Raw genomic sequence first — 26,029 nt, 5'->3', positions numbered from 1 at the left:
TATTTGAAAATACAAATTTCATTATGGCCTAATATGAAAATTTGTAAGTGCAGAGCTACAATAAAGTCACGAAAGACTTATAACTAAAGGGAGGTAGGCTCCTTGATCGATGTTAATGAATTTGAATATATGAAAATTGGTTTAGCTTCACCTGACAAGATCCGTTCTTGGTCATATGGAGAGGTTAAAAAACCAGAAACAATTAACTACCGTACATTAAAACCGGAAAAAGATGGTCTATTTTGCGAACGTATTTTTGGACCAACAAAAGACTGGGAATGTCACTGTGGTAAATATAAGCGTGTACGATACAAAGGTGTCGTTTGTGACCGTTGTGGAGTAGAAGTTACACGTGCAAAAGTTCGTCGTGAGCGTCAAGGTCACATTGAGCTTGCTGCACCAGTATCACATATTTGGTACTTCAAAGGTATTCCAAGCCGAATGGGTCTTATTTTAGATATGTCTCCACGTGCGCTGGAAGAAGTAATTTACTTCGCTTCTTATGTAGTAATCGAGACAGGTCAAACGTCTCTAGGCTATAAAGACTTACTTTCCGAAAAAGAATATCGTGCATACCGTGAAAAGTATGGTAACGAGTTCGAAGCGGCAATGGGTGCTGAAGCGATTAAACGTCTTTTAGAGAAGATCGATTTAGAAGACGAAACACAAGTTTTAAAAGAAGAGTTAAAATCTGCACAAGGGCAACGCCGTACACGTGCAATTAAACGTCTTGAAGTAGTAGAGTCATTCCGTAACTCTGGCAACAAACCGGAGTGGATGATTTTAGATGTACTACCGGTAATTCCACCAGAGCTTCGTCCAATGGTGCAATTAGATGGTGGTCGTTTTGCCACTTCTGACTTAAATGACCTTTACCGTCGTGTAATTAACCGTAACAACCGTTTAAAACGTTTACTTGACCTTGGTGCACCAAGCATCATAGTTCAAAACGAAAAACGTATGTTACAAGAAGCGGTCGACGCATTAATCGATAATGGTCGTCGTGGTCGTCCGGTAACAGGTCCTGGTAACCGTCCTTTAAAATCACTTTCACACATGCTGAAAGGGAAACAAGGTCGTTTCCGTCAAAACTTACTTGGTAAACGTGTAGACTATTCTGGTCGTTCGGTTATCGTAGTAGGTCCAAATTTAAAAATGTATCAATGTGGTCTTCCAAAAGAAATGGCGATTGAATTATTCAAGCCTTTCGTAATGAAAGAACTAGTTGAGCGTGGCTTAGCACACAACATTAAATCAGCAAAACGTAAAATTGAGCGTTTACACAATGAAGTTTGGGACGTTTTAGAAGACGTTATTCGTGAGCATCCGGTATTACTTAACCGTGCACCGACGCTTCACCGTCTTGGTATCCAAGCATTCGAACCAACATTAGTAGAAGGTCGTGCAATCCGTCTTCACCCATTAGTATGTACAGCTTACAACGCTGACTTCGATGGTGACCAAATGGCCGTGCACGTTCCACTATCAGCTGAAGCACAAGCGGAAGCTCGTTTACTTATGTTGGCAGCTCAAAACATCCTTAACCCGAAAGACGGGAAACCAGTAGTAACACCATCTCAAGATATGGTATTAGGTAACTATTACTTAACACTTGAGCGTGAAGGTGCTCGTGGTGAAGGCTCTGTATTCTTTGATTCAAACGAAGTGTTAATTGCCTACCAAAATGGTCATGTACATTTACATTCTCGTATTGCGATTAAAGCGAGCTCTTTAAATAACCCAACATTTACAGAAGAACAAAATAAAATGTTCTTATTAACTACTGTAGGTAAGGTTATTTTCAATGAAATTTTACCAAGCTCATTCCCTTATATTAATGAGCCAACTTCAGTTAACTTAGAGCAAAAAACGCCTGAGAAATACTTCGTAAATTTAACAATTGATGAAGAATTACTAAAAGAAATAGAAGCAACTGAAGGATATGCAGATTTATCTGAAGCAGAACAAATCGAAGCGCAACGTCGTGCTATATTGGCGAAGCACTTTACGAATGTTCCTGTAGTAGATCCATTCCGCAAAAAATTCTTAGGTAATGTCATTGCTGAAGTATTTAAAGAATTCCACATTACAGAAACTTCTAAGATGCTTGACCGCATGAAAAACTTAGGTTTCAAATATTCTACTCGTGCAGGTATTACTGTAGGTGTATCTGATATCGTTGTATTACCTGATAAAGGTGGTATTTTAGAAGAAGCACAAAGTAAAGTAGATAAAGTAATGATCCAATTCCGCCGTGGTCTAATCACAGAGGAAGAGCGTTATAACCGTGTTATTAACGTATGGACAGCTGCCAAAGATGAAATTCAAGGTAAGCTGATGAAATCTTTACAAAAAACAAACCCAATCTTCATGATGTCTGACTCTGGTGCCCGTGGTAATGCATCTAACTTTACTCAGTTAGCAGGTATGCGTGGTCTGATGGCCAACCCGGCTGGTCGAATTATCGAATTACCAATCAAGTCTTCATTCCGTGAAGGTTTAACAGTATTAGAATACTTCATCTCTACACATGGTGCGCGTAAAGGTCTTGCCGATACAGCACTAAAAACTGCCGATTCAGGTTACTTAACACGTCGTTTAGTTGACGTAGCCCAAGATGTTATCGTTCGTGAAGACGACTGTGGCACAGATCGCGGTTTATTAATCGGTTCTTTAATGGAAGGTAATGAAATGATCGAAGCGTTAGACGAACGTATTGTTGGTCGTTACGTGAAGAAAACAGTTCGCCACCCAGAAACAGGAGCGGTTATCGTAGAGCGTGATGGTTTAGTAACACAAGATGTTGCTCGTGCAATTGAAGATGCAAACATCGAAGAAATTACAATCCGTTCAGCATTCACATGTAATACAAAACATGGCGTATGTAAAAAATGTTACGGTATGAACTTAGCTACTGGTGAAGAGGTAGAAGTTGGTGAAGCGGTAGGTATTATCGCAGCTCAATCTATCGGTGAACCAGGTACACAGTTAACAATGCGTACATTCCATACAGGTGGGGTAGCAGGTAACGATATTACACAAGGTCTTCCACGTATCCAAGAGATTTTTGAAGCTCGTAACCCGAAAGGTCAGGCAGTGATTTCTGAAATTACTGGTACAGTTATCGAAATCGAAGAAATTCGTGAAGGTCTAAAAGAAATTACGATCCAAGGTGACGTGGAAACACGTAAATATCAAGCACCTTATAATGCACGCCTAAAGGTAGCTGAAGGCGATACAATTATTGCAGGTCAAACATTATCAGAAGGTTCGATCGATCCTAAACAATTACTAAAAGTTAAAGACGTATCGACAGTTCAAGAATATCTATTAAAAGAAGTACAAAAAGTATACCGTATGCAAGGGGTAGAAATCGGTGACAAGCATATCGAAGTAATGGTTCGCCAAATGCTTCGTAAAGTGCGTGTAATTGAAGCAGGTGATACAGAGCTATTACCAGGTTCACTGCTTGATATTCACCAATTCTCTGAGGCGAATGTTGATGCCGTTCTTAACGGAAAAACACCAGCAACTTGCCGTCCAGTCATTTTAGGTATTACAAAAGCTTCACTTGAAACAGAATCATTCTTATCTGCTGCATCATTCCAAGAAACAACTCGTGTGTTAACGGATGCTGCAATTAAAGGTAAACGTGATGAACTTCTAGGTCTGAAGGAAAACGTAATTATCGGTAAGCTAGTTCCGGCTGGTACTGGTATGCAACGTTACCGTCAAATTCGCATGGATCAAGAAGGTTCAGCTGACGTTGTAACAGCGGAATAATAATCTATCAACAATGGATTCCGGTAGAGGTCACACTCTGCCGGGGTTTTTCTAATAAATATTCCCGAACAAACAAATAATCAATATTCTTTCATGAGAAATTGGTTGACAGTATAAGTTTGGAATGATAATATATTGAAGGTTGATAGTTAACTGTCTGTACTTAGGAGGATATGTAAATGTCTTACGATCAAGTAAAACAGGCCAGTAAAACAATCATAGGTATAAAGCAAGCAGTGAAAGCAATGTATGCTGGACAAGTATCAGCTCTTTTTGTCGCAGTCGATGCAGACAAGTGGGTTACCGATCCGGCCATTCTTCTCGCGAAAGAAATCGGTGTACCAGTTTATTACGTCGATTCAAGAAAAGAACTTGGTAAAGCTTGCGGCATTCATGTTGGAGCTGCAGTTGTTGCGATTACTGCGATGTAGTTTTTGTGTAAAATACACAAAGACTTTGTTTTTACCCAAAAAATGAACCACCTGGATGTGTGGTATTGAAACAAGGAAAAAATGAAGGGAGGACAAATCGATGCCTACAATTAACCAATTAGTACGTAAGCCTCGTCAATCTAAAAACACGAAATCAAAATCTCCAGCGTTAAACAAAGGATATAACTCATTTAAAAAATCTTTAACTGACGTTAAGTCTCCTCAAAAACGCGGAGTTTGTACTCGTGTTGGTACAATGACACCACGTAAACCGAACTCGGCTTTACGTAAATATGCTCGTGTACGCTTAACTAACCAACTTGAGGTTACTGCGTATATCCCAGGTGAAGGTCACAACTTACAAGAACACAGTGTAGTTCTTATCCGTGGCGGACGCGTAAAAGACTTAGCTGGAGTACGTTACCACATCGTTCGTGGTGCACTTGATACAGCTGGTGTTAACGGTCGTTTACAATCTCGTTCTAAATACGGTACTAAACGTCCAAAAGAAAAAAAATAATTTAAGTTTAAATAAACAACGATTCGAAAGGAGGAAAACACATGCCTCGTAAAGGTCCTGTTTCCAAACGTGACGTGTTACCAGATCCAATTTATAATTCAAAACTAGTAACTCGTTTAATCAACAAAATGATGATTGATGGTAAAAGAGGTACTTCTCAAAAGATTTTATACGGAGCTTTTGAATTAGTTCAAGAGCGTTCGGGTCAAAATGCTTTAGAAGTATTTGAAGCTGCATTAAACAACGTAATGCCTGTACTTGAAGTACGTGCTCGTCGTGTTGGTGGTTCTAACTATCAAGTACCAGTAGAAGTTCGTCCAGAACGTCGTACAACTTTAGGTTTACGTTATTTAGTAAACTACGCTCGTCTTCGTGGAGAAAAAACGATGGAAGAGCGTTTAGCTAACGAAATCTTAGATGCATCTAACAACACAGGTGCTTCAGTTAAGAAACGTGAAGATATGCACAAAATGGCAGAAGCGAACAAAGCATTCGCTCACTACCGTTGGTAATTTGATCTATGCTCTAGCTTGCTAGAGCTTAGGTTTTTTAACCACCTATACAGCTAACCCAATATGGAAGGAGAAATTTCCTATGAAACGCGAATTCTCTCTAGAGAATACACGTAATATTGGGATCATGGCTCACATTGATGCTGGTAAAACAACAACAACTGAGCGTATCCTTTATTACACTGGTAAGATTCATAAAATCGGTGAAACACACGATGGCGGTTCTCAAATGGACTGGATGGAGCAAGAACAAGAGCGTGGTATCACAATCACTTCTGCTGCAACAACAGCTCAATGGAACGGTCACCGTATTAACATCATCGATACTCCTGGACACGTAGACTTCACTGTAGAAGTAGAACGTTCTTTACGTGTTCTTGATGGTGCTGTAACAGTATTAGATGCTCAATCTGGTGTTGAGCCTCAAACTGAAACAGTATGGCGTCAAGCTACTACGTACGGGGTTCCTCGTATCGTATTCATCAACAAAATGGATAAAATGGGTGCAGACTTCTTATATTCTGTAGGAACTTTACACGATCGTTTACAAGCGAACGCTCACCCAATCCAGTTACCAATCGGTGCTGAAGACGAGTTCTCAGCTATCATCGACTTAATCGAAATGAACGCTACGTTCTACGGTAATGAAGAGGGTACTGATGTAACTGTTGGTGAGATTCCAGAATCTCATAAAGCACAAGCTGAAGAGTACCGTGAGAAGCTAATCGACGCTGTTGCAAGTGTTGATGAAGAGCTTATGGAAAAATACTTAGAAGGCGAAGAAATTTCAAATGAAGAATTAAAAGCGGCTATCCGTAAAGCTACTATCGCGGTAGAGTTCTACCCAGTACTTTGTGGTACAGCATTCAAACACAAAGGTGTTCGTAAAATGCTAGATGCTGCTGTTGATTACTTACCAGCTCCAACAGACGTTCCTGCAATTAAAGGTACAGATGTTGACGGTGAAGAAGAAATCATCCGCCATTCTTCTGATGAAGAGCCATTCTCAGCTCTTGCATTCAAAGTAATGACTGACCCATTCGTAGGTAAGTTAACATTCTTCCGTGTGTACTCAGGTACATTAGATGCAGGTTCTTACGTACAAAACTCTTCTAAAGGTAAACGTGAGCGTGTAGGTCGTATCCTACAAATGCACGCTAACTCTCGTGAAGAGATCGCTAAAGTATTTGCTGGTGATATCGCTGCAGCTGTAGGTCTTAAAGATACTACAACAGGTGATACTCTATGTGACGAGAAAAACCTTGTTATCTTAGAGTCAATGGACTTCCCAGAGCCAGTTATCTCTTTATCTGTAGAGCCTAAATCAAAAGCTGACCAAGATAAAATGGGTCAAGCTTTACAAAAATTACAAGAAGAAGATCCAACTTTCCGTGCTCACACTGACACAGAAACTGGACAAACGATCATCTCTGGTATGGGTGAACTTCACCTTGATATCTTAGTTGACCGTATGAAACGTGAATTTAAAGTTGAAGCTAACGTGGGTGCTCCAATGGTATCTTACCGTGAAACATTCCGTAGCGAAGCTAAAGTTCAAGGTAAATTCTCTCGTCAATCTGGTGGTCGAGGTCAATACGGTGACGTAACGATCGAGTTCTCTCCAAACGAAGAGGGTAAAGGTTTCGAATTCGAAAACGCTATCGTTGGTGGTGTTGTACCTCGTGAATACATCCCTGCAGTAGAAGCGGGTCTACGTGACTCTCTTGACCGCGGTGTAGTAGCTGGTTACCCACTAATCGACATTAAAGCGAAATTAGTATTCGGTTCTTACCATGACGTTGACTCAAGTGAAATGGCGTTCAAAATCGCTGCATCTATGGCACTTAAAGAAGCAGCTAAAAAATGTAACCCAGTAATCTTAGAGCCAATGATGAAAGTAGAAGTTGTAATTCCAGAAGAGTACCTTGGTGATATTATGGGTAACATTACTGCTCGTCGCGGTCGCGTAGAGGGTATGGAAGCTCGTGGTAACTCACAAGTAGTACGTGCTATGGTTCCACTATCTGAAATGTTCGGATATGCTACAACTTTACGTTCTGCAACTCAAGGTCGCGGTGTATTCTCAATGGTGTTTGATCACTATGAAGAAGTACCAAAATCAATTGCAGAAGAAATCGTTAAAAAAAATAAAGGTGAATAATTGAAATTTCACCTTGCATCAAGTATAAATAATTTGTAAGCTATGATTGACTGACTATAGATGGGGCCCGTTTATAGTCAGCAATCTTAGAATAAATTTTAAAAAATAAAACATATCTCTGAGGAGGCATTTTCTAATGGCTAAAGAAAAATTTGACCGTTCAAAAACGCATGCTAACGTTGGTACAATCGGACACGTTGACCATGGTAAAACTACATTAACTGCTGCTATCGCAACAGTTCTTTCTAAAAAAATGGGTGGAGAAGCTAAATCTTACGCTGACATCGATAACGCTCCAGAAGAAAAAGAGCGCGGTATCACAATCAATACTTCACACGTTGAATATGAAACTGAAACTCGTCACTATGCACACGTTGACTGCCCAGGACACGCTGACTATGTTAAAAACATGATCACTGGTGCTGCTCAAATGGACGGCGGTATCTTAGTAGTATCTGCTGCTGATGGTCCAATGCCACAAACTCGTGAGCACATCTTACTTTCTAAACAAGTAGGTGTTCCTTACTTAGTAGTATTCATGAACAAATGTGATATGGTAGACGACGAAGAATTATTAGAATTAGTTGAAATGGAAATCCGTGACTTATTATCTGAGTACGACTTCCCAGGCGACGATCTTCCAGTAATCAAAGGTTCTGCTCTTAAAGCTCTTGAAGGAGAGCCAGAGTGGGAAGAAAAAATCGTTGAATTAATGGACGCTGTTGATAACTACATCCCAACTCCAGAACGTCAAACTGACAAACCATTCATGATGCCAGTAGAGGACGTATTCTCTATTACTGGTCGTGGTACAGTTGCAACTGGCCGTGTTGAACGTGGTCAAGTTAAAGTTGGTGACGTTGTAGAAGTTATCGGTATCGAAGAAGAAGCTAAAACTACAACTGTAACTGGTGTAGAAATGTTCCGTAAATTATTAGATTACGCTGAAGCTGGTGACAACATCGGTGCTTTACTACGTGGTATTGCTCGTGAAGATATCCAACGTGGTCAAGTATTAGCTAAACCAGGTTCAATTACTCCACACACAAACTTCAAAGCTGAAGTTTATGTTTTATCAAAAGAAGAGGGTGGACGTCATACTCCATTCTTCTCTAACTACCGTCCTCAGTTCTACTTCCGTACAACTGACGTAACTGGTATTTGTATGTTACCTGAAGGCGTAGAAATGGTTATGCCTGGTGATAACATCGAAATGACTGTAGAGCTAATCGCTCCAATCGCTTTAGAAGAAGGTACTAAGTTCTCTATCCGTGAGGGTGGCCGTACTGTAGGCGCTGGCGTAGTAGCTTCTATCCAAAAATAATTTTAGCTAATTGCTAATTTCTAAAACACCTTGTAGGGACGCTTGCAAGGTGTTTTTTTATTTGCATTATAACTTAAAAGCATAATGTTTATTCGAATTATGTATTTCATTTATACCCACTCTTTCTATTATAATGAAAACAAGAACAGGGGATTCTTATTTAATTTTAGATATGAAGGGGGATATATTTATGACAAATTATGTACAGGTGGGGAATTTACAAGTAGCAGACGTATTGCTTCAGTTTATTAATGAACAGGTGTTACCAGACAGTGGCGTTGAGCAACAAGCGTTTTGGGAAGGTTTTGATCAACTAATTCACGAGCTGGCACCAGAAAATAAAGCGTTACTTGCACACCGTGATCAATTGCAGGATAAAATTAATCAGTGGCATAAAGAAAACAAGGGAAACTTTGAATTTGCTAGTTACAAAACTTTCTTAGAGCAAATCGGTTATGTTGAGCCAAAGGTTGAGGATTTCCGTGTAGAGACAGAAAATGTAGATGAAGAAATTGCTTTCCAAGCGGGTCCACAATTAGTAGTTCCGGTAAGTAATGCACGTTACGCCATTAATGCAGCGAATGCACGTTGGGGAAGTTTTTATGATGCATTATATGGGACTAATGTTATCAGTGATGAAGATGGTGCAACTGCAGGGAAAGGCTATAATCCGATTCGCGGGAACAAAGTTATAGAGTATGCAAAAAATTTCTTAAATCAGGCTGTTCCGTTATTAGATAGTGCTTCACATAAAGAAGCAACTCATTATGCAATTGTAGAAGGCACATTACGAGTAACATTAAATAACGGCGAAAAAACAACATTAGCAAATCCGGAAAAATTAGTTGGCTACCAAGGTACTGCTGAAGAACCAACTGCAATTTTACTTAAGAATAATGATTTACACATAGAGATTCAAATCGACCGTAACCATCCAATAGGAAAAGATGATGCCGCTGGTGTAAAGGATATTTTCCTAGAGTCTGCCATTACAACAATTATGGACTGTGAGGATTCTGTTGCAGCAGTAGATGCAGAAGGTAAAGTTGAAGTATATTCAAATTGGTTAGGTTTAATGAAAGGTGATTTATCGGCAACATTTGAAAAACGTACAAAAACAGTGACGCGTACTTTAAATCCAGACCGTGAATATACAGGTTTAAACGGTGATACAGTTACTTTAAATGGACGTTCATTAATGTTTATTCGGAACGTGGGTCACTTAATGACGAATCCAGCTATTCTCGATAAAGATGGTGGCGAAGTACCTGAGGGAATTATGGACGGGGTTTTGACGAGCTTAATTGCCAAGCATGAAATTCTAGGGAATGGTCCATTTAAAAACTCACAAAAAGGCTCTATTTATATTGTAAAACCAAAAATGCATGGGTCTAAAGAAGTTGCTTTCGCTAATAAATTATTTGATCGTATTGAAGATTTAATCGGTCTGTCACGCCATACTTTAAAGATTGGTGTAATGGATGAAGAACGCCGTACGTCTCTTAACTTAAAAGCATGTATCCGTGAAGTGAAAAATCGTATTGTATTCATTAACACAGGCTTCTTAGATCGGACTGGTGATGAAATTCATACATCGATGGAAGCGGGACCAATGATTCGCAAAGGTGAAATGAAAACATCTACATGGTTAACTTCTTATGAAAAATCAAATGTTGCCGTTGGTTTAAATACGGGATTACAAGGTCGTGCGCAAATTGGTAAGGGAATGTGGGCAATGCCAGATCTAATGGCGGAAATGATTGAGCAAAAGATTAATCATCCACAAGCAGGTGCGAATACGGCATGGGTACCATCACCTACAGCAGCTACCTTACATGCCACACATTATCATGAAGTAAATGTAAAAGACATTCAAAAAGGTATTTCGACTTCAGAAGATTTACAAGATGCTATTTTAGAAATTCCGGTTGCTGAAAATACGGACTGGACAGCAGAAGAAATTCAGCAAGAGCTAGATAACAATGCTCAAGGAATTTTAGGATATGTGGTACGTTGGGTGGAGAATGGCGTTGGTTGCTCGAAAGTGCCGGATATTAATAATGTTGGCTTAATGGAAGACCGTGCAACTTTACGTATTTCAAGTCAGCATATTGCTAACTGGTTACATCACGGTATTTGCACAAAAGAGCAAGTGGAAGAAACATTAAGACGCATGGCAAAAATAGTAGATGAGCAAAATGCAGATGATCCGTCATGTACGCCAATGTCAGTAAACTATGAAGAATCTGTAGCTTTCCAGGCAGCAAGCGATTTAGTGTTTAAAGGCTACGAACAGCCAAACGGTTATACTGAGCCAATTTTACACAAAAAACGCATTGAAGCAAAAGCAAAGCAAAAAGTAAACGCATAATATTTTCTGAGTTACTGCTATTTTTAACGAAATAGCAGTATTTTTTTGTTTATTAGTTAAAGATTAATGGAAAATCTACACATTTAAAAGTAAAAAAGTGGTATAATAGTCACGATATAGAGATAATGAAAGAAGCGATTTGAAATGTTAAATAAAATTACATCACTAGAGACATTTATTTCAATGATAGAGGTTATGAATAAAGCCATTCCAATCGATTTATCGATTGCCGTATGCAATTTGGAAAAGTTCGTTGCGTATTTTCCAGGTAAAAACATAAACTTAAAAATAAAAGTTGGTCAACAGTTACATATGGAAGAGCCATTAATGATTGCATTAAAGAAAAATAGCCGTTTAGAGGCTGTAATACCTGCTGGTTTTTATGGCTTTGAATTTATTGGCACCGCTACACCACTGCATGATCTAACAGGTAAGGTAATTGGTGGGATAGCAGTACAAGTACGTAAACAGACCGAGTTAATAGAAATCTCAAACACGATGACCGGTTCTTTAGCACAGGCAAATAATCAAATTAGTAAGATTGCGAACGGTTCTTCTAAACTGACAGAATCAGCAAATGAGTTATTGGTACAATCTAAGCTAGCCGAAGAAAATGTACGACAGACTTCAGATATTCTAATGTTATTGAAGCGGATGGCTGATCAAACAAATTTGCTTGGTTTAAATGCGGCTATCGAAGCTGCCCGTGCAGGCGAAAAGGGAAAAGGTTTTGAAGTTGTTGCAACTGAAATCCGTAAGTTTTCAAAAGAGACAATTGAATCTACGCAAAAGATTAGAGAAACGATGACGCAAATTAATGAGGCAACACAAAAAATTGCCCATTCAATTGCTCAAATCTCCAGTATTGGTACTTCACAGACAGAGTCGATTCATCAAGTTTCAGATTTTGTGAAGGAAATTCAAGAAATGTCTACCCAGTTAAATGATTATGCCAATAAACTATAAAACGGTTGCCTAGATTTTGAACTTTTCTAGGCAACCGTTTTATTGTAAAACATATTCATGTGCAAGTTTAATAAATTCGCGTACTGAAAAAGGTAAGTATTTATTTTTCTTCCACGTGATACCGAGTTCTAGATGAATTGCTTCCTCGTGAAAGGGAATACGTTTTATGGATGTGTAAGGAATTTTTTCGGCAAGCTTTTCTGGAAGTAAAGCGATGCCAAGCTTTGCCTGAACCATTTCTATAAAAAAATCTTTTTGGGTCGTTTCGCATGCAATCATCGGGAAAAAGCCGTTTTTTGAACATTCCTCAATAATCCGGTCGTATAAAATAAAATCTTTCCGATATATAATAAAATTTTCTTTAGCTAAATCACTTAGTTGTACTTTTTTCTTTTGAGCCAGTGGATTACTTTCATGTACGATTAAAAGTAGCGGATCTTTTAAAAACCGAATTGTTTCCAAATTTTCATTCGACGATGTCACACTACATACTAGACCAATATCCAGCTCGCCTGATTCAACTTCCTGCCGAATCCTCTTTGTTCCTACTTCAGTTAATAAGATTTCAATGTATGGGTAAAGCTCCTTATAATAGCTAATTAATCTCGAGAAAAATTCTGCACCGACAATTGGTGGAATGCCGATACGAATTTGCCCCTTTTTTAGTTGCATTAAATCGGTTAGTTCTGAGCGCAAGTTTTGAAAGGATTCGAGCACTTGCATTGAATTAATGAGGACTGCTTGACCGGCATCTGTTAGTTCGAGCTGTTTTGATGAACGGTAAAATAACGGAACACCAAGCTCAGCCTCAAAATTTTGAATTGCTTTACTAATAGATGGCTGTGATACATGCAAAGTAGTAGCTGCTTTTGTAAAACTTAAATGTTTTGCTACTTCCACAAAGTATTCGATTTGGCGTATATCCATAGCTTCACCTCTTCTGGTGTAATTGAATTGATTATAGCAAAGTTTAGAAGTAGTGGTGTATTAGTTTTTGTATAATGGTAGTAGGTAAAAGGAGTGAATTGGATGAAAGTACTACTAATTGAAGACGATGTTTCAATTTTTGATGTAATTTGTGAGCGGTTTGCCCAGTGGAATATAGAAGTAATCGGTCCAGAAGATTTCCAGCATATAATGGGGACTTTTAAAAAAGAGGAACCACAGCTCGTTATTATTGATATTCAACTTCCGGCATTTGATGGCTTTCATTGGTGTCGCGAAATTCGGGCAGTATCAAATGTTCCTATTTTGTTTCTTTCTTCACGTGACCACCCAATGGATATGGTTATGGCTATGCAAATGGGTGCTGATGACTTTGTGCAAAAACCATTTCATACAGAAGTTTTAATTGCTAAAGTACAAGCATTACTACGTCGGGCTTATAACTACCAGGAAACAATACAGAGTGATGTGGAGAAATGGAATGGAGCGGAAATCCATTATGATCGTGCGATGGTTCATTATATGGGTGAACGTGTTGAGCTAACAAAAAATGAATTGTTTATTTTAAAGGTACTAGTAAAGGCTAGAGGACAGATTGTCTCTCGAGATGAATTGATGCGTAAATTGTGGGATGATGAACGATTCGTAAATGATAATACATTAACTGTGAATGTAAACCGGTTAAGGCAACGTTTAGAGGATATTGGACTTTTAGGGGGCATTATTACTAAAAAAGGGCTGGGCTACATGGCGGTGGATGCATGATTCCACTGTTTATAAGACAATACTTTTCGAGCATACTGTTTGTTACTGTACTTCAGCTAATCATAAATTTAATTATATTTGTCGATAAAGGTTTCGAAGGTGTTTCCTTTTTTTATGTAAACATTGTATGGCTTGCACTAGTAACTGTTTATTTTAGCTGGCGTTTTATGAAAGATAGACAAACGATGAAGGCCTATGCAAAACGCAAGGGTAATTACATGGCAGTTATTCATGAAGAGTATGAAGAACAACTAGCAAGAAGGAGTGCTCAAGTGCAAGAGCAAAAGCTGCTAGTACTTGAACGACAGGATGAGTTTTTAGCATGGGTACATGAAATGAAATCGCCTTTAACTGCTATGCAATTATTGATGGAAAAAGTTGAGGATAGCGAATTAAAGGAACGTATTGAAAATGAATGGCTACGTCTTTACTTATTATTAGATCAACAGCTCCATGCAACCCGTCTGATGACAATCGAACTCGACAATCGAATCGGAAAAGTTGACGTGAAAAGTGTTATTATACAAGAAATAAAAGCACTTCGTAGCTGGTGCTTTGAAAAACAAATAGCTATAGAGCTTGATATTGAAAAGATGACAGTTCAATCTGATGCAAAGTGGTTTGGATTTATCGTACGGCAAATTTTATCCAATGCAGTAAAGTATAGTGACGTCGGAGGAGAAATCAGGGTACTAGCACGTATGATAGATGAACAAGTTGTATTGGAAATTCAAGATGACGGAATCGGAATAAAAAGTGAAGATTTGCCTCGTGTTTTCCGTAAATCCTATACTGGAACTATTGGTCGGGAAACAAGTGCGGCAACGGGAATGGGGTTGTATTTAGCTAAGCAGGCAGCCGACTCACTGCACGTTCTTCTCACAATTGAATCAACCGAAAATATCGGTACTTCCGTAAAAATTACTTTCCCAAAGCCGAATAGTTATCATAAAACGCTTGGAATGTGACGAACTTGTCATTTACCGAGCGTTTTTGTCATGTAAATCAAACGATTAAATAGGGCAGAACTTGTAAAATGAACATATCAAGAAAGGATGGGGACAATGAGTATTCTAATCGCACGTAAAGTTCGAAAAACATATGGTAAGCGTTCGCTTGCACAGGAAGTACTAAAAGGAATTGACTTAGAAGTTGAAAAAGGTGAATTTGTTGGCATTATGGGTCCTTCAGGTTCGGGGAAAACAACGTTATTAAATGTACTTTGTTCAATAGATCAAGTGACAGATGGATTTGTGGAGATTAATGGGCAAAAGTTACAAGGGATGAAAGAGCGTACATTAGCAAAATTCCGTCGCGATGAGCTCGGTTTTATATTTCAGGACTATAACTTACTCGACACATTAACAGTGAAGGAAAATATTCTATTACCGTTATCGCTTAGTACTATCCCAAAAGCGGCTGCAGAAAAACGATTGCAGGATCTCGTCTCCATTTTAGGTATCTCGGATATTTTATCGAAATATCCGAATGAAATTTCAGGTGGTCAAAAACAACGTACATCTGCTGCGCGTGCACTGATATCTAATCCTTCGTTAGTATTTGCCGACGAGCCAACAGGAGCACTTGATTCAAAAACAGCTACTGCGCTGCTCGATAATTTATCGGAAATTAATAAAGCAAAAAATGCAACGATTATGATGGTTACACATGATGCAGTCGCGGCAAGTTTCTGTTCACGTGTACTGTTTTTAAAGGATGGTCAAATCTATACAGAGTTGTATAAGGGCGATAAATCCCGCACAGAATTTTTCCAGCAAATTTTAAATACGCAAAGTGTTTTAGGCGGTGAGCAAGGTGAAGCTTAGTCAGCTCGTTTTTAAAAGCATGCAAAAAAACATGCGTCACTATTATTTATACTTTTTTGCACTAATTTTTAGTGTGACGCTTTTTTTCTCTTTTGTAACATTACAATACAATGAATCCATCATTGCAGCGACAAAAGTGAGCGGCACAGCATCATCGGGTTTTGAAGCTGCTTCGTATATGCTGTATTTTATTGTGTTATTCTTTGTGCTGTATGCCAATCACTTATTCATTAAGCGCCGGAGCAAGGAAATCGGACTATACCAGCTTATTGGTATGACAAAAGGACTTGTAACACGCTTAATTGCTTTTGAAAATATATTACTATTTATCGGAGCAGTAAGTATCGGAATGGTATTAGGGTTACTGAGCTCACGATTGTTCGCAATGATTTTGCTGAAACTTTTGCAATTTGATGCAGTAGTGACAATGACTTTTAGTAAAGTAGCGGTTGTAAATACTTTGATGGTATTTGGGGTTTTATTAGTTATTATTTTAGTTCAAATGGCGTTTATGGTTCGTAAAACAACCTTATTATCTTTATTTAATGCATCAAAGCAAGCCGATGAGCGGGTAAAAAGCTTTAGTGTATTTCCGATGATGATGGGGGCGATTGGCCTCGGCTTAATTATTTATGGATATTATAGAAGTACTGTGTTGTTTACAGGGCAAACGACAAATTTATTTTTAAGTATGGTCATTATTTTAGCAACTACAATTGGCGGCACATATCTTGTTTTCCGTTTTTCGGTAGCATTTTTGTTGAATTTATTCCGTCTTACAAAAAAGGGTCATCTAAATTTAACGGATGTACTGGCACTCACACCAATAATGCATCGTATGAAGGGCAATGCTAAATCATTAACGCTTATTACAGTACTAACAGCGGTGTCTCTTGCGATTACAACACTTTCGTATATTAGCTATTATTCAGCTAGTAGTTCTGCAGAAGATGAGATGCCGGCTGATTATATAGCGGTAGATGGGCGTGAAGAACCATTCATTCAGGCGCTTAAGCAGGAAGGTATCGCATTTGAACAAAAAACGTTTAGATTAACAAGTGCACAATTTGATTTGGCTACAATATTTTCAGGTGATGTAATAGGTATGTTTCAAGGTAATACATTATCAGATGCCTTAATAATTCCGCTTTCGGATTATCATCAGCTTAATTCTAAGGTACAGCTCAACAAAGGAGAGGCTATTATTACAGGCTTTAGCGGCTTTCAATCAAATATAATGCCAATTGAAGCACCGATTGACTTAACTCTTTTACATCAGGAAAGTGAAATCCCGTTACGTATTAAAGAAGTGAATGATACTGCTGTACTAGCTTGGCGGGTTACGGCAGGTGGATTTATTGTTGTTGTTGAGGATAGTGTTTTTAATCAGCTGCAACGATTAAATAGTGAATACGCAATTGGTTATTCAACACAAGAGCAAACATCGATTAATTTAACTAATGCCGATGAGGAAACATATAAGCAGGTGGAAAAGCTTTATAAACAGACAGGTGCGAATGTATTATTTAAATCTCATGAAGGCAGTACAGTGAATAAATTAAGTTCACAGCGGTCAACGGTTGAATACAATTTAAATCTTTTCGGTACAACAATTTTTACAACAGCATTTTTAGGCTTGGCTTTTTTACTTGCAACAGGTAGTATTCTTTACTTTAAACAAATGTCTGAGGCAGATGAAGAGGCAGAATCATATAGGATTCTCCGTAAAATTGGTTTCACACAAGATGAATTATTAAAAGGCATTATGATGAAGCAGCTATTTAATTTTGGTGTTCCATTGCTTATAGGCTTACTGCACAGCTATTTTGCTGTTAGATCGGGATGGTTTTTATTCGGTACAGAAATGACAACACCACTCCTGATTACAATGACTTTATATATTGTGATGTATATTGTATTTGCCTCATTAACAATCAGTTATTACAAAAAAATAATTAAACAAGCTTTATAATCCTTCAAACCGTCATTTTTTTCTTAATTGACGGTTTTATTTTGTCCTAAAACGTTGACTCAATAGTAGATTTCTTGTAACTTTAACACATTAGTAATTTAGCAGACGAAAGTGAAGTGTACAACATGAATGCTGTTTTAATAGCGGTAGGGGTCATGCTTATTTTGAGCTTACTGCGTATAAATGTCGTTTTATCTTTAACAGTAGGGGCGATCATCGGTGGCCTTGCTGGAGGATTAAATTTAACGGAAACAATAAATGCCTTTGTAGGGGGGCTAGGAGGCGGTGCAACTATTGCTTTGAGCTATGCACTACTTGGAGGCTTTGCATTGGCCATTTCCCGTACAGGCATACCAGAAGTGCTAGTAAATGCTATTTTAAAAATAGTACAGCGTGATGGCGATTCACAAAAGAAAGGTGCTGCAAAAGCACTAATCTTCTTAGTATTACTAGCAATGGCAATTATGTCGCAAAACCTAATTCCTGTGCATATTGCTTTTATTCCATTAATTGTCCCACCAATGATTAAAATAATGAATATGCTGCAAATTGATCGTCGTTTAATTGCATGTATCTTAACATTTGGTTTAATTATGCCCTATATGTTCATTCCTGCAGGTTTCGGTTTAATATATCAGAATATTATTGTGGAACAAATGGCTTTAGCCGGAATGGATATCGCTTTAAATGATGTTCCAAAAGCAATGGCCATCGTAGCAGTTGGGATGGCAGTAGGGTTAGTCGGTGCATTTATTGCTTACCGTAAACCAAGACAATATGAAGATGTAAAAGTAGAAGCAACGAATAACTTAAATAAAGAAGTAAAAATATCACACTTAGTATTTGCTGTAATCGCATTAATTGCTTCTATTATAATACAAGTAATAACAGATTCAATGATTATAGGTTCGATTGCCGGAATCATGATTTTATATATAACAGGAACTTTGAAGATGAAAGAAGCTGATGAGGTTCTTTCAGATGGAATGCGCATGATGGCATTTGTCGGTTTCGTTATGATTTCGGCAAACGGTTTCTCAGCAGTAATTAATGCAACAGGAGATGTTGGAACATTAGTTTCCGGAGCAATGGACGTTTTTAATGGAAATGTAAGTATTGCTGTTTTAACTATGTTAATTGTCGGTTTAATCGTAACAATGGGAATTGGTTCTTCATTTGCTACGATACCAATCATCGCGGCAATTTTTGTTCCTATAGCCTTAGAACTAGGTTTAAGCGAACTAGCGATTATTTGTTTAATTGGAACAGCAGGGGTATTAGGAGATGCTGGTTCACCTGCTTCCGATTCAACACTAGGACCGACAGCAGGGTTAAATGTAGATGGTCAGCACAATCACATTTGGGATACGTGTGTTCCGACATTCATGTTCTATAATATACCGCAAATCATTTTTGGATGGATTGCAGTCGTTTTCTTCCTATAGTAAGTAGCCACTTTCAAATAAATGAAGGTGGCTTCTTTTTAATTAAAAACAGTCGACTTATTTTCTGAATATTTTATTTAAAATAGTTTACACTCATAATAGTTGCTTTCAAGTTAATACTCTTATATACTAGAAAACGGCTCAAAAAGAGCGAACGCATTTAAATAAACTAAAGAACGAAACATTATTAAAAAGAATTTTGCTAAAAGACTTGCGAACTTCTTTTTTATTGTATATAATGTTGAATGTTGGTCTTTGACTGCGATGAAGCGAGAGGTTGCCGACACACCCGGCCGCTTTGCCATGGCGGTGTGTAGGAGAAATTTTCGTGGAGAATGTCTAGAAAATAGGCGAGAAGGAGGGAAAGTAATGGCAAAACAAAAAATTCGTATTCGTTTAAAAGCGTATGATCACCGTATCCTTGATCAATCTGCTGAGAAAATCGTTGAAACTGCGAAACGTTCAGGTGCTGGAGTATCGGGTCCGATCCCACTACCAACTGAAAGATCTGTATACACGATCTTACGTGCGGTTCATAAGTACAAAGATTCTCGTGAGCAATTTGAAATGCGCACACACAAACGTCTTATCGACATCGTTAACCCGACACCACAAACTGTTGATGCGTTAATGAAGCTTGATTTACCATCTGGCGTTGATATCGAAATCAAACTTTAATGGTAAAAACACAATATAAAATCTTTTTTTCAAAATTTACAGGAGGTGTGACAAATGACTAAAGGAATCTTAGGTAGAAAAATTGGCATGACTCAAGTCTTTGCTGAAAACGGCGATTTAATCCCAGTAACAGTTATCGAAGCTGCTCCAAACGTAGTTTTACAAAAGAAAACTGTTGAAACTGATGGTTACGAAGCGATCCAATTTGGTTTTGAAGACAAGCGTATTAAGCTTTCTAACAAACCAGAGCAAGGACACGTAGCTAAAGCAAACACTGCTCCTAAGCGCTTCATCCGTGAGTTCCGCAACTTAGATGCTGCAGCTTACGAAGTTGGTCAAGAAGTCAAGGTAGAAATTTTCGCTGAAGGCGATGTAATCGATGTAACAGGTGTAACAAAAGGTAAAGGTTTCCAAGGTGTTATTAAACGTCATGGTCAATCTCGCGGCCCTATGTCTCACGGTTCTCGTTATCACCGTCGTCCAGGTTCAATGGGTCCAGTAGCTCCGAACCGCGTATTCAAACAAAAGAAATTACCTGGTCAAATGGGTGGCACAGTTGTTACTATTCAAAACCTTGAAATCGTTAAGGTTGATGCAGAGCGCAACTTACTACTTGTTAAAGGTAATGTTCCTGGTTCTAAAAAAGCATTAGTAACAGTTAAGACTGCTATTAAATCTAAATAATTTTCTCAAGAAAGGAGGAAACAGGAATGACAAAGGTTTCAGTACTTAGTCAAACAGGTGCTTCAGTTGGTGAAATCGAATTAAACGATGCGATTTTCGGAATCACACCAAACGAAGCTGTATTATTCGACGCAGTTGTTGCACAACGCGCATCACTACGTCAAGGTAATCACAAAGTTAAAAACCGTTCAGCAGTTGCTGGTGGTGGTCGTAAACCATGGCGTCAAAAAGGAACTGGTCGTGCTCGTCAAGGTTCGATCCGCTCTCCACAATGGCGTGGCGGTGGTGTTGTATTCGGTCCTACTCCACGTAGTTACGCTTACAAGCTACCTAAGAAAGTTCGTCGCTTAGCGATTAAGTCTGCTTTATCTACGAAAGTATTAGAGCAAAACTTAGTAGTACTTGATGCATTATCATTTGATGCACCAAAAACTAAAGATTTCAAAGCAGTATTAGCTGCACTAGAAATCAGCAAAAAAGCATTATTCGTAACTTCTGAAGTTAACGAAAACGCTATTTTATCTGCTCGTAACATCCCTGGTGTTACAGTGTTAACAGCTGAAGGAATCAACGTATTAGACTTATTAGGTCACGATAAAGTTGTATTCACTCAAGATGCTGTAAAAAAAGTTGAGGAGGTGCTTGGATAATGGAAGCACGTGATATCTTAAAACGTCCGGTCATTACTGAGCGTTCTTCAGAAATTATGGCAGAGAAAAAGTATACTTTCGAAGTAGACACTCGCGCTAACAAAACTCAAGTTAAAGATGCTGTTGAAGAAATCTTCGGCGTTAAAGTTGAGAAAGTAAACGTTATGAACTACAAAGGTAAGTTCAAACGCGTTGGTAAATTCGGTGGATACACTAACAAACGTCGTAAAGCGATTGTTAAATTAACTGCTGATTCAAAAGAAATCGAATTATTCGAAATCTAATTTCTAATTTATAAAGAACCTTTAAGAAGGAGGGAAAACAAATGGCGATTAAAAAGTATAAGCCAACCTCAAATGGACGTCGTAACATGACATCATCTGACTTTGCTGAAATCACTACTAATAAACCTGAAAAGTCTTTATTAGAACCAACTAAACGCAAAGCTGGTCGTAATAACCAGGGTAAAATTACTGTTCGTCATCACGGTGGCGGTCACAAGAAACAATACCGTGTTATCGATTTTAAACGTCTTAAAGACGGCATTCCAGGACGCGTTGCTACAATCGAGTACGATCCAAACCGTTCTGCGAACATCGCTTTAATTAACTATGCTGACGGTGAAAAACGTTATATCTTAGCTCCGAAAGGTCTTGAAGTAGGTCAAACTATTTATTCAGGTCCAGAAGCGGATATTAAAGTAGGTAACGCTTTACCATTAGCAAACATTCCAATGGGTACAACAATCCATAATATCGAAATGAAACCTGGTAAAGGTGGACAATTAGTACGTTCAGCTGGTACTTCTGCGCAAGTATTAGGTCGTGAAGACAAGTATGTAATCGTTCGCTTACAATCTGGTGAAGTACGTTTAATTCTTGCTACTTGCCGTGCAACAATCGGTCAAGTTGGTAACGAACAACACGAACTTATCAACATCGGTAAAGCAGGTCGTTCTCGTTGGTTAGGTAAACGCCCAACAGTTCGTGGTTCTGTAATGAACCCTAACGATCACCCACACGGTGGTGGTGAAGGACGTTCTCCAATCGGACGTAAATCACCAATGACACCATGGGGCAAACCAACTCTTGGTTTCAAAACTCGTAAAAAGAAAAATAAATCATCTAAATTTATTATTCGCGGACGTAAAAAATAAAGTGGTAATACTACGGTTCAGTTCGAGAGCCGTGGTCGTATCACGGAGGGAGGTTCCTAAATGGGTCGCAGCTTAAAGAAAGGACCTTTTGTTGATGACCACCTAATGAAAAAGGTGGAAGCACAAGAGGCTTCTGAGAAAAAACAAGTTATTAAAACTTGGTCTCGCCGTTCTACTATCTTCCCAAACTTCATCGGTTTAACAATCGCTGTATATGATGGACGTAAACACGTTCCTGTATACGTGACAGAAGATATGGTAGGTCACAAACTTGGTGAGTTCGCACCGACACGTACTTATAAAGGTCACGGTGCAGATGACAAGAAAACAAGACGCTAATTTTGAGAGGAGGTAAATCCTAATGACACAAGCTAAAGCTATCGCTCGTACAGTTCGTATCGCTCCTCGTAAAGTTCGTCTAGTAGTAGACTTAATTCGAGGCAAGCAAATTGGTGAAGCAGTTGCAATTTTACGTCATACTCCAAAAGCGGCGTCTCCAGTCGTTGAGAAAGTATTAAAATCTGCAGTCGCTAACGCTGAACACAACTACGAGTTAGATATTAATAACTTAGTTGTATCTGAAATCTTTGTTGATGAAGGTCCAACATTAAAACGTTTCCGTCCACGTGCCCAAGGTCGTGCATCGGCAATTAACAAACGTACTAGCCACATTACTATTGTGGTATCTGAGAAGAAGGGGGTTTAATCCGTGGGTCAAAAAGTACATCCAATAGGACTACGTGTTGGTATTATTCGTGACTGGGAATCTAAGTGGTTCGCTGAGAAAGATTATGCAAACTTATTACACGAAGATATCAAAGTACGTAAATATATCGAAACTAAACTTAAAGATGCATCTGTATCTAAAGTAGAAATCGAACGCGCTGCAAATCGCGTAAACATTACTATTCACACTGCGAAACCAGGTATGGTTATCGGTAAAGGTGGTACGGAAGTTGAAAACTTACGTAAACATTTAACTGATTTAACTGCTAAACGTGTGCATATTAACATTATTGAAATTAAACGTGCAGATCTTGATGCTAAATTAGTAGCTGAAAACATCGCTCGTCAACTTGAGAACCGCGTATCATTCCGTCGTGCTCAAAAACAATCAATCCAACGCACAATGCGCGCTGGTGCAAAAGGTATTAAAACACAAGTATCTGGTCGTTTAGGTGGCGCTGACATCGCGCGTGCTGAACACTATAGCGAAGGAACTGTTCCGCTTCACACATTACGTGCTGACATTGATTATGCACATGCTGAAGCAGACACTACTTATGGTAAACTAGGCGTAAAAGTTTGGATCTACCGTGGTGAAGTCCTTCCTACTAAAAAGAACTCTGTGGAAGGAGGCAAATAAAATGTTATTACCTAAACGCGTAAAATATCGTCGTGAACACCGTGGTAACATGCGTGGAGAAGCGAAGGGCGGTAAAGAAGTATCTTTTGGTGAGTTTGGCTTACAAGCTACAACTGCATCTTGGATTACTAACCGTCAAATCGAATCTGCTCGTATCGCAATGACTCGTTACATGAAACGTGGCGGTAAAGTTTGGATCAAAATCTTCCCACATAAGCCTTACACGAAAAAGCCTCTAGAAGTCCGAATGGGTTCTGGTAAAGGTTCTCCTGAAGGTTGGGTAGCAGTAGTAAAACCAGGAAAAGTAATGTTCGAAATCGCTGGTGTATCTGAAGAGATCGCACGTGAAGCACTTCGTTTAGCATCACACAAGCTTCCTGTGAAATGTAAGATTGTAAAACGTCAAGAAACTGGTGGTGAATCTAATGAAAGCTAATGAAATCCGTGACCTTGCCACTAATGAAATTGAATTAAAAGTAAAATCACTGAAAGAAGAGCTTTTCAACCTTCGCTTCCAATTGGCGACTGGTCAATTAGAAAACACAGCTCGCATCCGTGAAGTTCGCAAAGCGATCGCACGTATGAAAACTGTGATTCGTGAAAGAGAAATCAGTGCAAATAACTGATAAAGGAGGGTTTTATGTATGACTGAGCGTAACCAACGCAAAGTTTACACGGGCCGTGTCGTTTCAGACAAAATGGATAAAACAATTTCTGTATTAGTTGAAACTCATAAAAAGCATAAGCTTTATGGCAAGCGTGTAAAATACTCGAAAAAGTTTAAGGCTCATGATGAGCTAAACACTGCGAATATCGGTGATATCGTACGTATCATGGAAACTCGCCCGCTATCAGCTACTAAACGCTTCCGTTTAGTTGAAGTTGTAGAAAAAGCGGTTATTATTTAATAACACATTTCGGAATAAAATAAAATTTCCGAAGGGAGGTAACCTAAGTGATTCAACAAGAAAGTCGTATGAAAGTTGCTGACAACTCAGGTGCACGTGAAGTTTTAACAATTAAAGTTCTTGGTGGTTCTGGACGTAAAACTGCTAACATCGGTGATATCGTTGTTTGTACAGTTAAGAAAGCAACACCAGGTGGCGTTGTCAAGAAAGGCGACGTTGTTAAGGCTGTTATCGTTCGCACAAAATCAGGTGCTCGTCGTAAAGACGGTACTTACATTAAATTTGATGAGAATGCTTGCGTAATTATCAAAGATGATAAATCACCACGCGGAACTCGTATTTTCGGACCAGTTGCACGTGAATTACGTGATGGCAACTTCATGAAAATCGTTTCTTTAGCTCCAGAAGTTCTTTAATTTCATGACAGTACCAATCAAGGAGGTGCGACACATAATGCATGTTAAAAAGGGCGACAAAGTAAAAGTAATTACTGGTAAAGACAAAGGTAAAGAAGGCGTAATCTTAGCTGCTTTCCCTAAACAAGACCGCGTTCTTGTTGAAGGTGTAAACATCGTTAAGAAACACGTTAAACCTAACCAGCTTAACCCACAAGGTGGAATTGTATCTCAAGAAGCTGCAATCCACGTTTCGAACGTAATGCTAATCGATCCTAAATCTGGCGAGCCGACTCGCGTAGGTATTGAGATCAAAGAAGGCAAAAAAGTTCGTGTTGCAAAAAAATCAGGTGTAGTAATCGACTAATAAGTAAAATGAGAAGGGAGGTACACACATGAGCCGCCTAAAAGAAAAGTATTTAAATGAAGTATCACCTGCTCTTATGAGCAAGTTCGAATATAAATCAGTAATGCAAGTGCCTAAAGTAGACAAAATTGTTATTAACATGGGTGTTGGTGACGCAGTTCAAAACTCTAAAGCTCTTGATGTAGCTGTTGAAGAATTAACAACAATTACTGGTCAAAAACCAGTTGTAACTAAAGCGAAAAAATCTATCGCAGGTTTCCGTTTACGTGAAGGTCAAGCGATTGGTGCTAAAGTTACATTACGCGGTGAGCGTATGTATGAATTCCTGGATAAATTAATTTCTGTTGCACTTCCACGTGTACGTGACTTCCGTGGTGTTTCTAAAAAAGCATTCGATGGTCGCGGTAACTATACATTAGGTGTTAAAGAGCAGTTAATTTTCCCAGAAATCGATTACGATAAAGTTTCAAAAGTACGCGGTATGGACATCGTGATCGTAACTACTGCGAATTCTGACGAAGAAGCTCGCGAGTTATTAACACAGTTCGGAATGCCGTTCCAAAAGTAATTAAATAAGGAGGGCGAAGACGTGGCAAAAAAATCAATGATCGTTAAACAACAACGCACGCAAAAATTTAAAGTTCAAGAATATACACGTTGTGAACGCTGTGGCCGTCCACACTCTGTATACCGCAAATTTAAACTTTGCCGTATTTGTTTCCGTGAACTTGCATATAAGGGACAAATTCCTGGCGTTAAAAAAGCCAGCTGGTAATCCCCTAATTTGGGAAGGAGGTAAATTTT

Annotated in this window: 28 protein-coding genes and 1 pseudogene; 28 read left to right on the top strand and 1 reads right to left on the bottom strand. The window is 38.7% G+C overall.

The features are described 5' to 3' along the window. The first annotated feature begins 102 nt into the window (after positions 1-102). The 8 genes and pseudogenes from rpoC to H9632_RS19125 form a co-directional block, all read left to right on the top strand. Positions 103-3,783 carry a DNA-directed RNA polymerase subunit beta' gene (gene rpoC, locus H9632_RS10780; RefSeq protein WP_191704098.1) on the top strand — a complete coding sequence of 1,227 codons (3,681 nt, stop codon included), beginning with the start codon at positions 103-105 and terminating at the stop codon, positions 3,781-3,783. A 179-nt stretch (positions 3,784-3,962) separates the two neighbouring features. After that, on the top strand, positions 3,963-4,214 hold the full coding sequence (locus tag H9632_RS10775; RefSeq protein WP_191704097.1) for a ribosomal L7Ae/L30e/S12e/Gadd45 family protein: 252 nt from the start codon (positions 3,963-3,965) through the stop codon (positions 4,212-4,214). A gap of 100 nt (positions 4,215-4,314) precedes the next feature. After that, on the top strand, positions 4,315-4,734 hold the full coding sequence (gene rpsL, locus H9632_RS10770; protein WP_191701145.1) for a 30S ribosomal protein S12: 420 nt from the start codon (positions 4,315-4,317) through the stop codon (positions 4,732-4,734). A 41-nt stretch (positions 4,735-4,775) separates the two neighbouring features. Then, positions 4,776-5,246 (top strand): 30S ribosomal protein S7, encoded by a 471-nt coding sequence (gene rpsG, locus H9632_RS10765; RefSeq protein ID WP_191701146.1) that lies wholly within the window; start codon positions 4,776-4,778, stop codon positions 5,244-5,246. Between the two features lie 82 nt (positions 5,247-5,328). Next, positions 5,329-7,407 carry an elongation factor G gene (gene fusA, locus H9632_RS10760; RefSeq protein WP_191704096.1) on the top strand — a complete coding sequence of 693 codons (2,079 nt, stop codon included), beginning with the start codon at positions 5,329-5,331 and terminating at the stop codon, positions 7,405-7,407. 136 nt (positions 7,408-7,543) lie between these two features. Beyond that, positions 7,544-8,731: an elongation factor Tu gene (gene tuf, locus H9632_RS10755; RefSeq protein ID WP_191704095.1), complete on the top strand. Its 1,188-nt coding sequence runs from the start codon at positions 7,544-7,546 to the stop codon at positions 8,729-8,731. Positions 8,732-8,921: 190 nt separating this feature from the next. Further along, positions 8,922-11,102, top strand: a complete 2,181-nt coding sequence (locus H9632_RS10750) for a malate synthase G (RefSeq protein WP_191704094.1) — start codon at positions 8,922-8,924, stop codon at positions 11,100-11,102. Between the two features lie 654 nt (positions 11,103-11,756). Further along, positions 11,757-12,068 (top strand): annotated as a pseudogene (locus H9632_RS19125) (methyl-accepting chemotaxis protein); the annotation flags it as partial. A gap of 39 nt (positions 12,069-12,107) precedes the next feature. Here the strand turns inward: H9632_RS19125 and H9632_RS10740 are convergent. Continuing rightward, positions 12,108-12,995, bottom strand: a complete 888-nt coding sequence (locus tag H9632_RS10740) for a LysR family transcriptional regulator (RefSeq protein WP_191704092.1) — start codon at positions 12,993-12,995, stop codon at positions 12,108-12,110. 102 nt (positions 12,996-13,097) lie between these two features. On the opposite strand from H9632_RS10740, the gene H9632_RS10735 reads away from it, so the two are divergent. The 20 genes from H9632_RS10735 (at position 13,098) to rpsN (ending at position 26,000) form a co-directional block, all read left to right on the top strand. Beyond that, entirely contained in the window at positions 13,098-13,778 is a 681-nt protein-coding gene (locus tag H9632_RS10735) for a response regulator transcription factor (RefSeq protein WP_191704091.1), read from the top strand. Next, entirely contained in the window at positions 13,775-14,746 is a 972-nt protein-coding gene (locus H9632_RS10730) for a sensor histidine kinase (RefSeq protein ID WP_191704090.1), read from the top strand. The genes H9632_RS10735 and H9632_RS10730 overlap by 4 nt, the downstream gene beginning before the upstream one ends. 96 nt (positions 14,747-14,842) lie before the next feature. Beyond that, the gene (locus tag H9632_RS10725) at positions 14,843-15,604 is read left to right on the top strand and encodes an ABC transporter ATP-binding protein (RefSeq protein WP_191704089.1); all 762 of its coding nucleotides are present in this window, start codon (positions 14,843-14,845) and stop codon (positions 15,602-15,604) included. Next, positions 15,594-17,576, top strand: coding sequence for an FtsX-like permease family protein (locus H9632_RS10720; RefSeq protein ID WP_191704088.1), 1,983 nt, complete (start codon positions 15,594-15,596; stop codon positions 17,574-17,576). The genes H9632_RS10725 and H9632_RS10720 overlap by 11 nt, the downstream gene beginning before the upstream one ends. A 125-nt stretch (positions 17,577-17,701) precedes the next feature. Further along, positions 17,702-19,021, top strand: coding sequence for a Na+/H+ antiporter family protein (locus tag H9632_RS10715; RefSeq protein WP_191704087.1), 1,320 nt, complete (start codon positions 17,702-17,704; stop codon positions 19,019-19,021). Positions 19,022-19,390: 369 nt separating this feature from the next. Further along, entirely contained in the window at positions 19,391-19,699 is a 309-nt protein-coding gene (rpsJ, locus tag H9632_RS10710; RefSeq protein WP_008406970.1) for a 30S ribosomal protein S10, read from the top strand. 54 nt (positions 19,700-19,753) lie between these two features. Next, positions 19,754-20,383 (top strand): 50S ribosomal protein L3, encoded by a 630-nt coding sequence (gene rplC, locus H9632_RS10705; RefSeq protein ID WP_191701156.1) that lies wholly within the window; start codon positions 19,754-19,756, stop codon positions 20,381-20,383. A gap of 26 nt (positions 20,384-20,409) precedes the next feature. Further along, the gene (rplD, locus tag H9632_RS10700; RefSeq protein WP_191701157.1) at positions 20,410-21,033 is read left to right on the top strand and encodes a 50S ribosomal protein L4; all 624 of its coding nucleotides are present in this window, start codon (positions 20,410-20,412) and stop codon (positions 21,031-21,033) included. Continuing rightward, the gene (rplW, locus tag H9632_RS10695) at positions 21,033-21,317 is read left to right on the top strand and encodes a 50S ribosomal protein L23 (RefSeq protein WP_008406966.1); all 285 of its coding nucleotides are present in this window, start codon (positions 21,033-21,035) and stop codon (positions 21,315-21,317) included. Before rplD ends, rplW begins: the two co-directional genes overlap by 1 nt. 41 nt (positions 21,318-21,358) lie before the next feature. Then, the gene (gene rplB, locus H9632_RS10690; RefSeq protein ID WP_191704086.1) at positions 21,359-22,189 is read left to right on the top strand and encodes a 50S ribosomal protein L2; all 831 of its coding nucleotides are present in this window, start codon (positions 21,359-21,361) and stop codon (positions 22,187-22,189) included. 60 nt (positions 22,190-22,249) lie between these two features. Further along, complete coding sequence (gene rpsS, locus H9632_RS10685) at positions 22,250-22,528, top strand: 30S ribosomal protein S19 (RefSeq protein WP_004233637.1); 279 nt, start codon at positions 22,250-22,252, stop codon at positions 22,526-22,528. Positions 22,529-22,550: 22 nt separating this feature from the next. Then, positions 22,551-22,895 carry a 50S ribosomal protein L22 gene (gene rplV, locus H9632_RS10680; protein WP_191701159.1) on the top strand — a complete coding sequence of 115 codons (345 nt, stop codon included), beginning with the start codon at positions 22,551-22,553 and terminating at the stop codon, positions 22,893-22,895. A gap of 3 nt (positions 22,896-22,898) precedes the next feature. Beyond that, the gene (gene rpsC, locus H9632_RS10675) at positions 22,899-23,555 is read left to right on the top strand and encodes a 30S ribosomal protein S3 (RefSeq protein ID WP_191704085.1); all 657 of its coding nucleotides are present in this window, start codon (positions 22,899-22,901) and stop codon (positions 23,553-23,555) included. Position 23,556: 1 nt separating this feature from the next. Further along, positions 23,557-23,991 carry a 50S ribosomal protein L16 gene (gene rplP, locus H9632_RS10670; RefSeq protein ID WP_191704084.1) on the top strand — a complete coding sequence of 145 codons (435 nt, stop codon included), beginning with the start codon at positions 23,557-23,559 and terminating at the stop codon, positions 23,989-23,991. Beyond that, on the top strand, positions 23,981-24,181 hold the full coding sequence (gene rpmC / locus H9632_RS10665; protein ID WP_008406958.1) for a 50S ribosomal protein L29: 201 nt from the start codon (positions 23,981-23,983) through the stop codon (positions 24,179-24,181). The genes rplP and rpmC overlap by 11 nt, the downstream gene beginning before the upstream one ends. Before the next feature lie 18 nt (positions 24,182-24,199). Further along, on the top strand, positions 24,200-24,463 hold the full coding sequence (gene rpsQ, locus H9632_RS10660) for a 30S ribosomal protein S17 (RefSeq protein ID WP_008406957.1): 264 nt from the start codon (positions 24,200-24,202) through the stop codon (positions 24,461-24,463). 47 nt (positions 24,464-24,510) lie between these two features. Further along, on the top strand, positions 24,511-24,879 hold the full coding sequence (gene rplN, locus H9632_RS10655) for a 50S ribosomal protein L14 (RefSeq protein WP_008406955.1): 369 nt from the start codon (positions 24,511-24,513) through the stop codon (positions 24,877-24,879). Between the two features lie 37 nt (positions 24,880-24,916). Further along, a complete protein-coding gene (gene rplX / locus H9632_RS10650) occupies positions 24,917-25,225 on the top strand; it encodes a 50S ribosomal protein L24 (protein WP_191704083.1) in 309 nt (102 codons plus the stop codon). A 28-nt stretch (positions 25,226-25,253) separates the two neighbouring features. Beyond that, positions 25,254-25,793, top strand: coding sequence for a 50S ribosomal protein L5 (gene rplE / locus H9632_RS10645; RefSeq protein ID WP_191701162.1), 540 nt, complete (start codon positions 25,254-25,256; stop codon positions 25,791-25,793). 21 nt (positions 25,794-25,814) lie between these two features. Next, a complete protein-coding gene (gene rpsN / locus H9632_RS10640) occupies positions 25,815-26,000 on the top strand; it encodes a 30S ribosomal protein S14 (protein WP_008406949.1) in 186 nt (61 codons plus the stop codon). Positions 26,001-26,029: the final 29 nt, after the last annotated feature.

The sequence above is a fragment of the Solibacillus merdavium genome (assembly GCF_014836935.1).
GTDB classification, from domain to species: domain Bacteria; phylum Bacillota; class Bacilli; order Bacillales_A; family Planococcaceae; genus Solibacillus; species Solibacillus ferritrahens.
This window is presented reverse-complemented; position numbering and strand designations above follow the sequence as displayed.

Excerpts from the sequence above, each read along its gene's own strand:
- H9632_RS10775 (WP_191704097.1), top strand. The coding sequence starts at position 3,963 with ATGTCTTACGATCAAGTAAAACAGGCCAGTAAAACAATCATAGGTATA.
- rpsL (WP_191701145.1), top strand. The coding sequence starts at position 4,315 with ATGCCTACAATTAACCAATTAGTACGTAAGCCTCGTCAATCTAAAAAC.
- rpsG (WP_191701146.1), top strand. The coding sequence starts at position 4,776 with ATGCCTCGTAAAGGTCCTGTTTCCAAACGTGACGTGTTACCAGATCCA.
- fusA (WP_191704096.1), top strand. The coding sequence starts at position 5,329 with ATGAAACGCGAATTCTCTCTAGAGAATACACGTAATATTGGGATCATG.
- tuf (WP_191704095.1), top strand. The coding sequence starts at position 7,544 with ATGGCTAAAGAAAAATTTGACCGTTCAAAAACGCATGCTAACGTTGGT.
- H9632_RS10750 (WP_191704094.1), top strand. The coding sequence starts at position 8,922 with ATGACAAATTATGTACAGGTGGGGAATTTACAAGTAGCAGACGTATTG.
- H9632_RS10740 (WP_191704092.1), bottom strand. The coding sequence starts at position 12,995 with ATGGATATACGCCAAATCGAATACTTTGTGGAAGTAGCAAAACATTTA.
- H9632_RS10735 (WP_191704091.1), top strand. The coding sequence starts at position 13,098 with ATGAAAGTACTACTAATTGAAGACGATGTTTCAATTTTTGATGTAATT.
- H9632_RS10730 (WP_191704090.1), top strand. The coding sequence starts at position 13,775 with ATGATTCCACTGTTTATAAGACAATACTTTTCGAGCATACTGTTTGTT.
- H9632_RS10725 (WP_191704089.1), top strand. The coding sequence starts at position 14,843 with ATGAGTATTCTAATCGCACGTAAAGTTCGAAAAACATATGGTAAGCGT.
- H9632_RS10715 (WP_191704087.1), top strand. The coding sequence starts at position 17,702 with ATGAATGCTGTTTTAATAGCGGTAGGGGTCATGCTTATTTTGAGCTTA.
- rpsJ (WP_008406970.1), top strand. The coding sequence starts at position 19,391 with ATGGCAAAACAAAAAATTCGTATTCGTTTAAAAGCGTATGATCACCGT.
- rplC (WP_191701156.1), top strand. The coding sequence starts at position 19,754 with ATGACTAAAGGAATCTTAGGTAGAAAAATTGGCATGACTCAAGTCTTT.
- rplD (WP_191701157.1), top strand. The coding sequence starts at position 20,410 with ATGACAAAGGTTTCAGTACTTAGTCAAACAGGTGCTTCAGTTGGTGAA.
- rplW (WP_008406966.1), top strand. The coding sequence starts at position 21,033 with ATGGAAGCACGTGATATCTTAAAACGTCCGGTCATTACTGAGCGTTCT.
- rplB (WP_191704086.1), top strand. The coding sequence starts at position 21,359 with ATGGCGATTAAAAAGTATAAGCCAACCTCAAATGGACGTCGTAACATG.
- rpsS (WP_004233637.1), top strand. The coding sequence starts at position 22,250 with ATGGGTCGCAGCTTAAAGAAAGGACCTTTTGTTGATGACCACCTAATG.
- rplV (WP_191701159.1), top strand. The coding sequence starts at position 22,551 with ATGACACAAGCTAAAGCTATCGCTCGTACAGTTCGTATCGCTCCTCGT.
- rplP (WP_191704084.1), top strand. The coding sequence starts at position 23,557 with ATGTTATTACCTAAACGCGTAAAATATCGTCGTGAACACCGTGGTAAC.
- rpmC (WP_008406958.1), top strand. The coding sequence starts at position 23,981 with ATGAAAGCTAATGAAATCCGTGACCTTGCCACTAATGAAATTGAATTA.
- rpsQ (WP_008406957.1), top strand. The coding sequence starts at position 24,200 with ATGACTGAGCGTAACCAACGCAAAGTTTACACGGGCCGTGTCGTTTCA.
- rplX (WP_191704083.1), top strand. The coding sequence starts at position 24,917 with ATGCATGTTAAAAAGGGCGACAAAGTAAAAGTAATTACTGGTAAAGAC.
- rplE (WP_191701162.1), top strand. The coding sequence starts at position 25,254 with ATGAGCCGCCTAAAAGAAAAGTATTTAAATGAAGTATCACCTGCTCTT.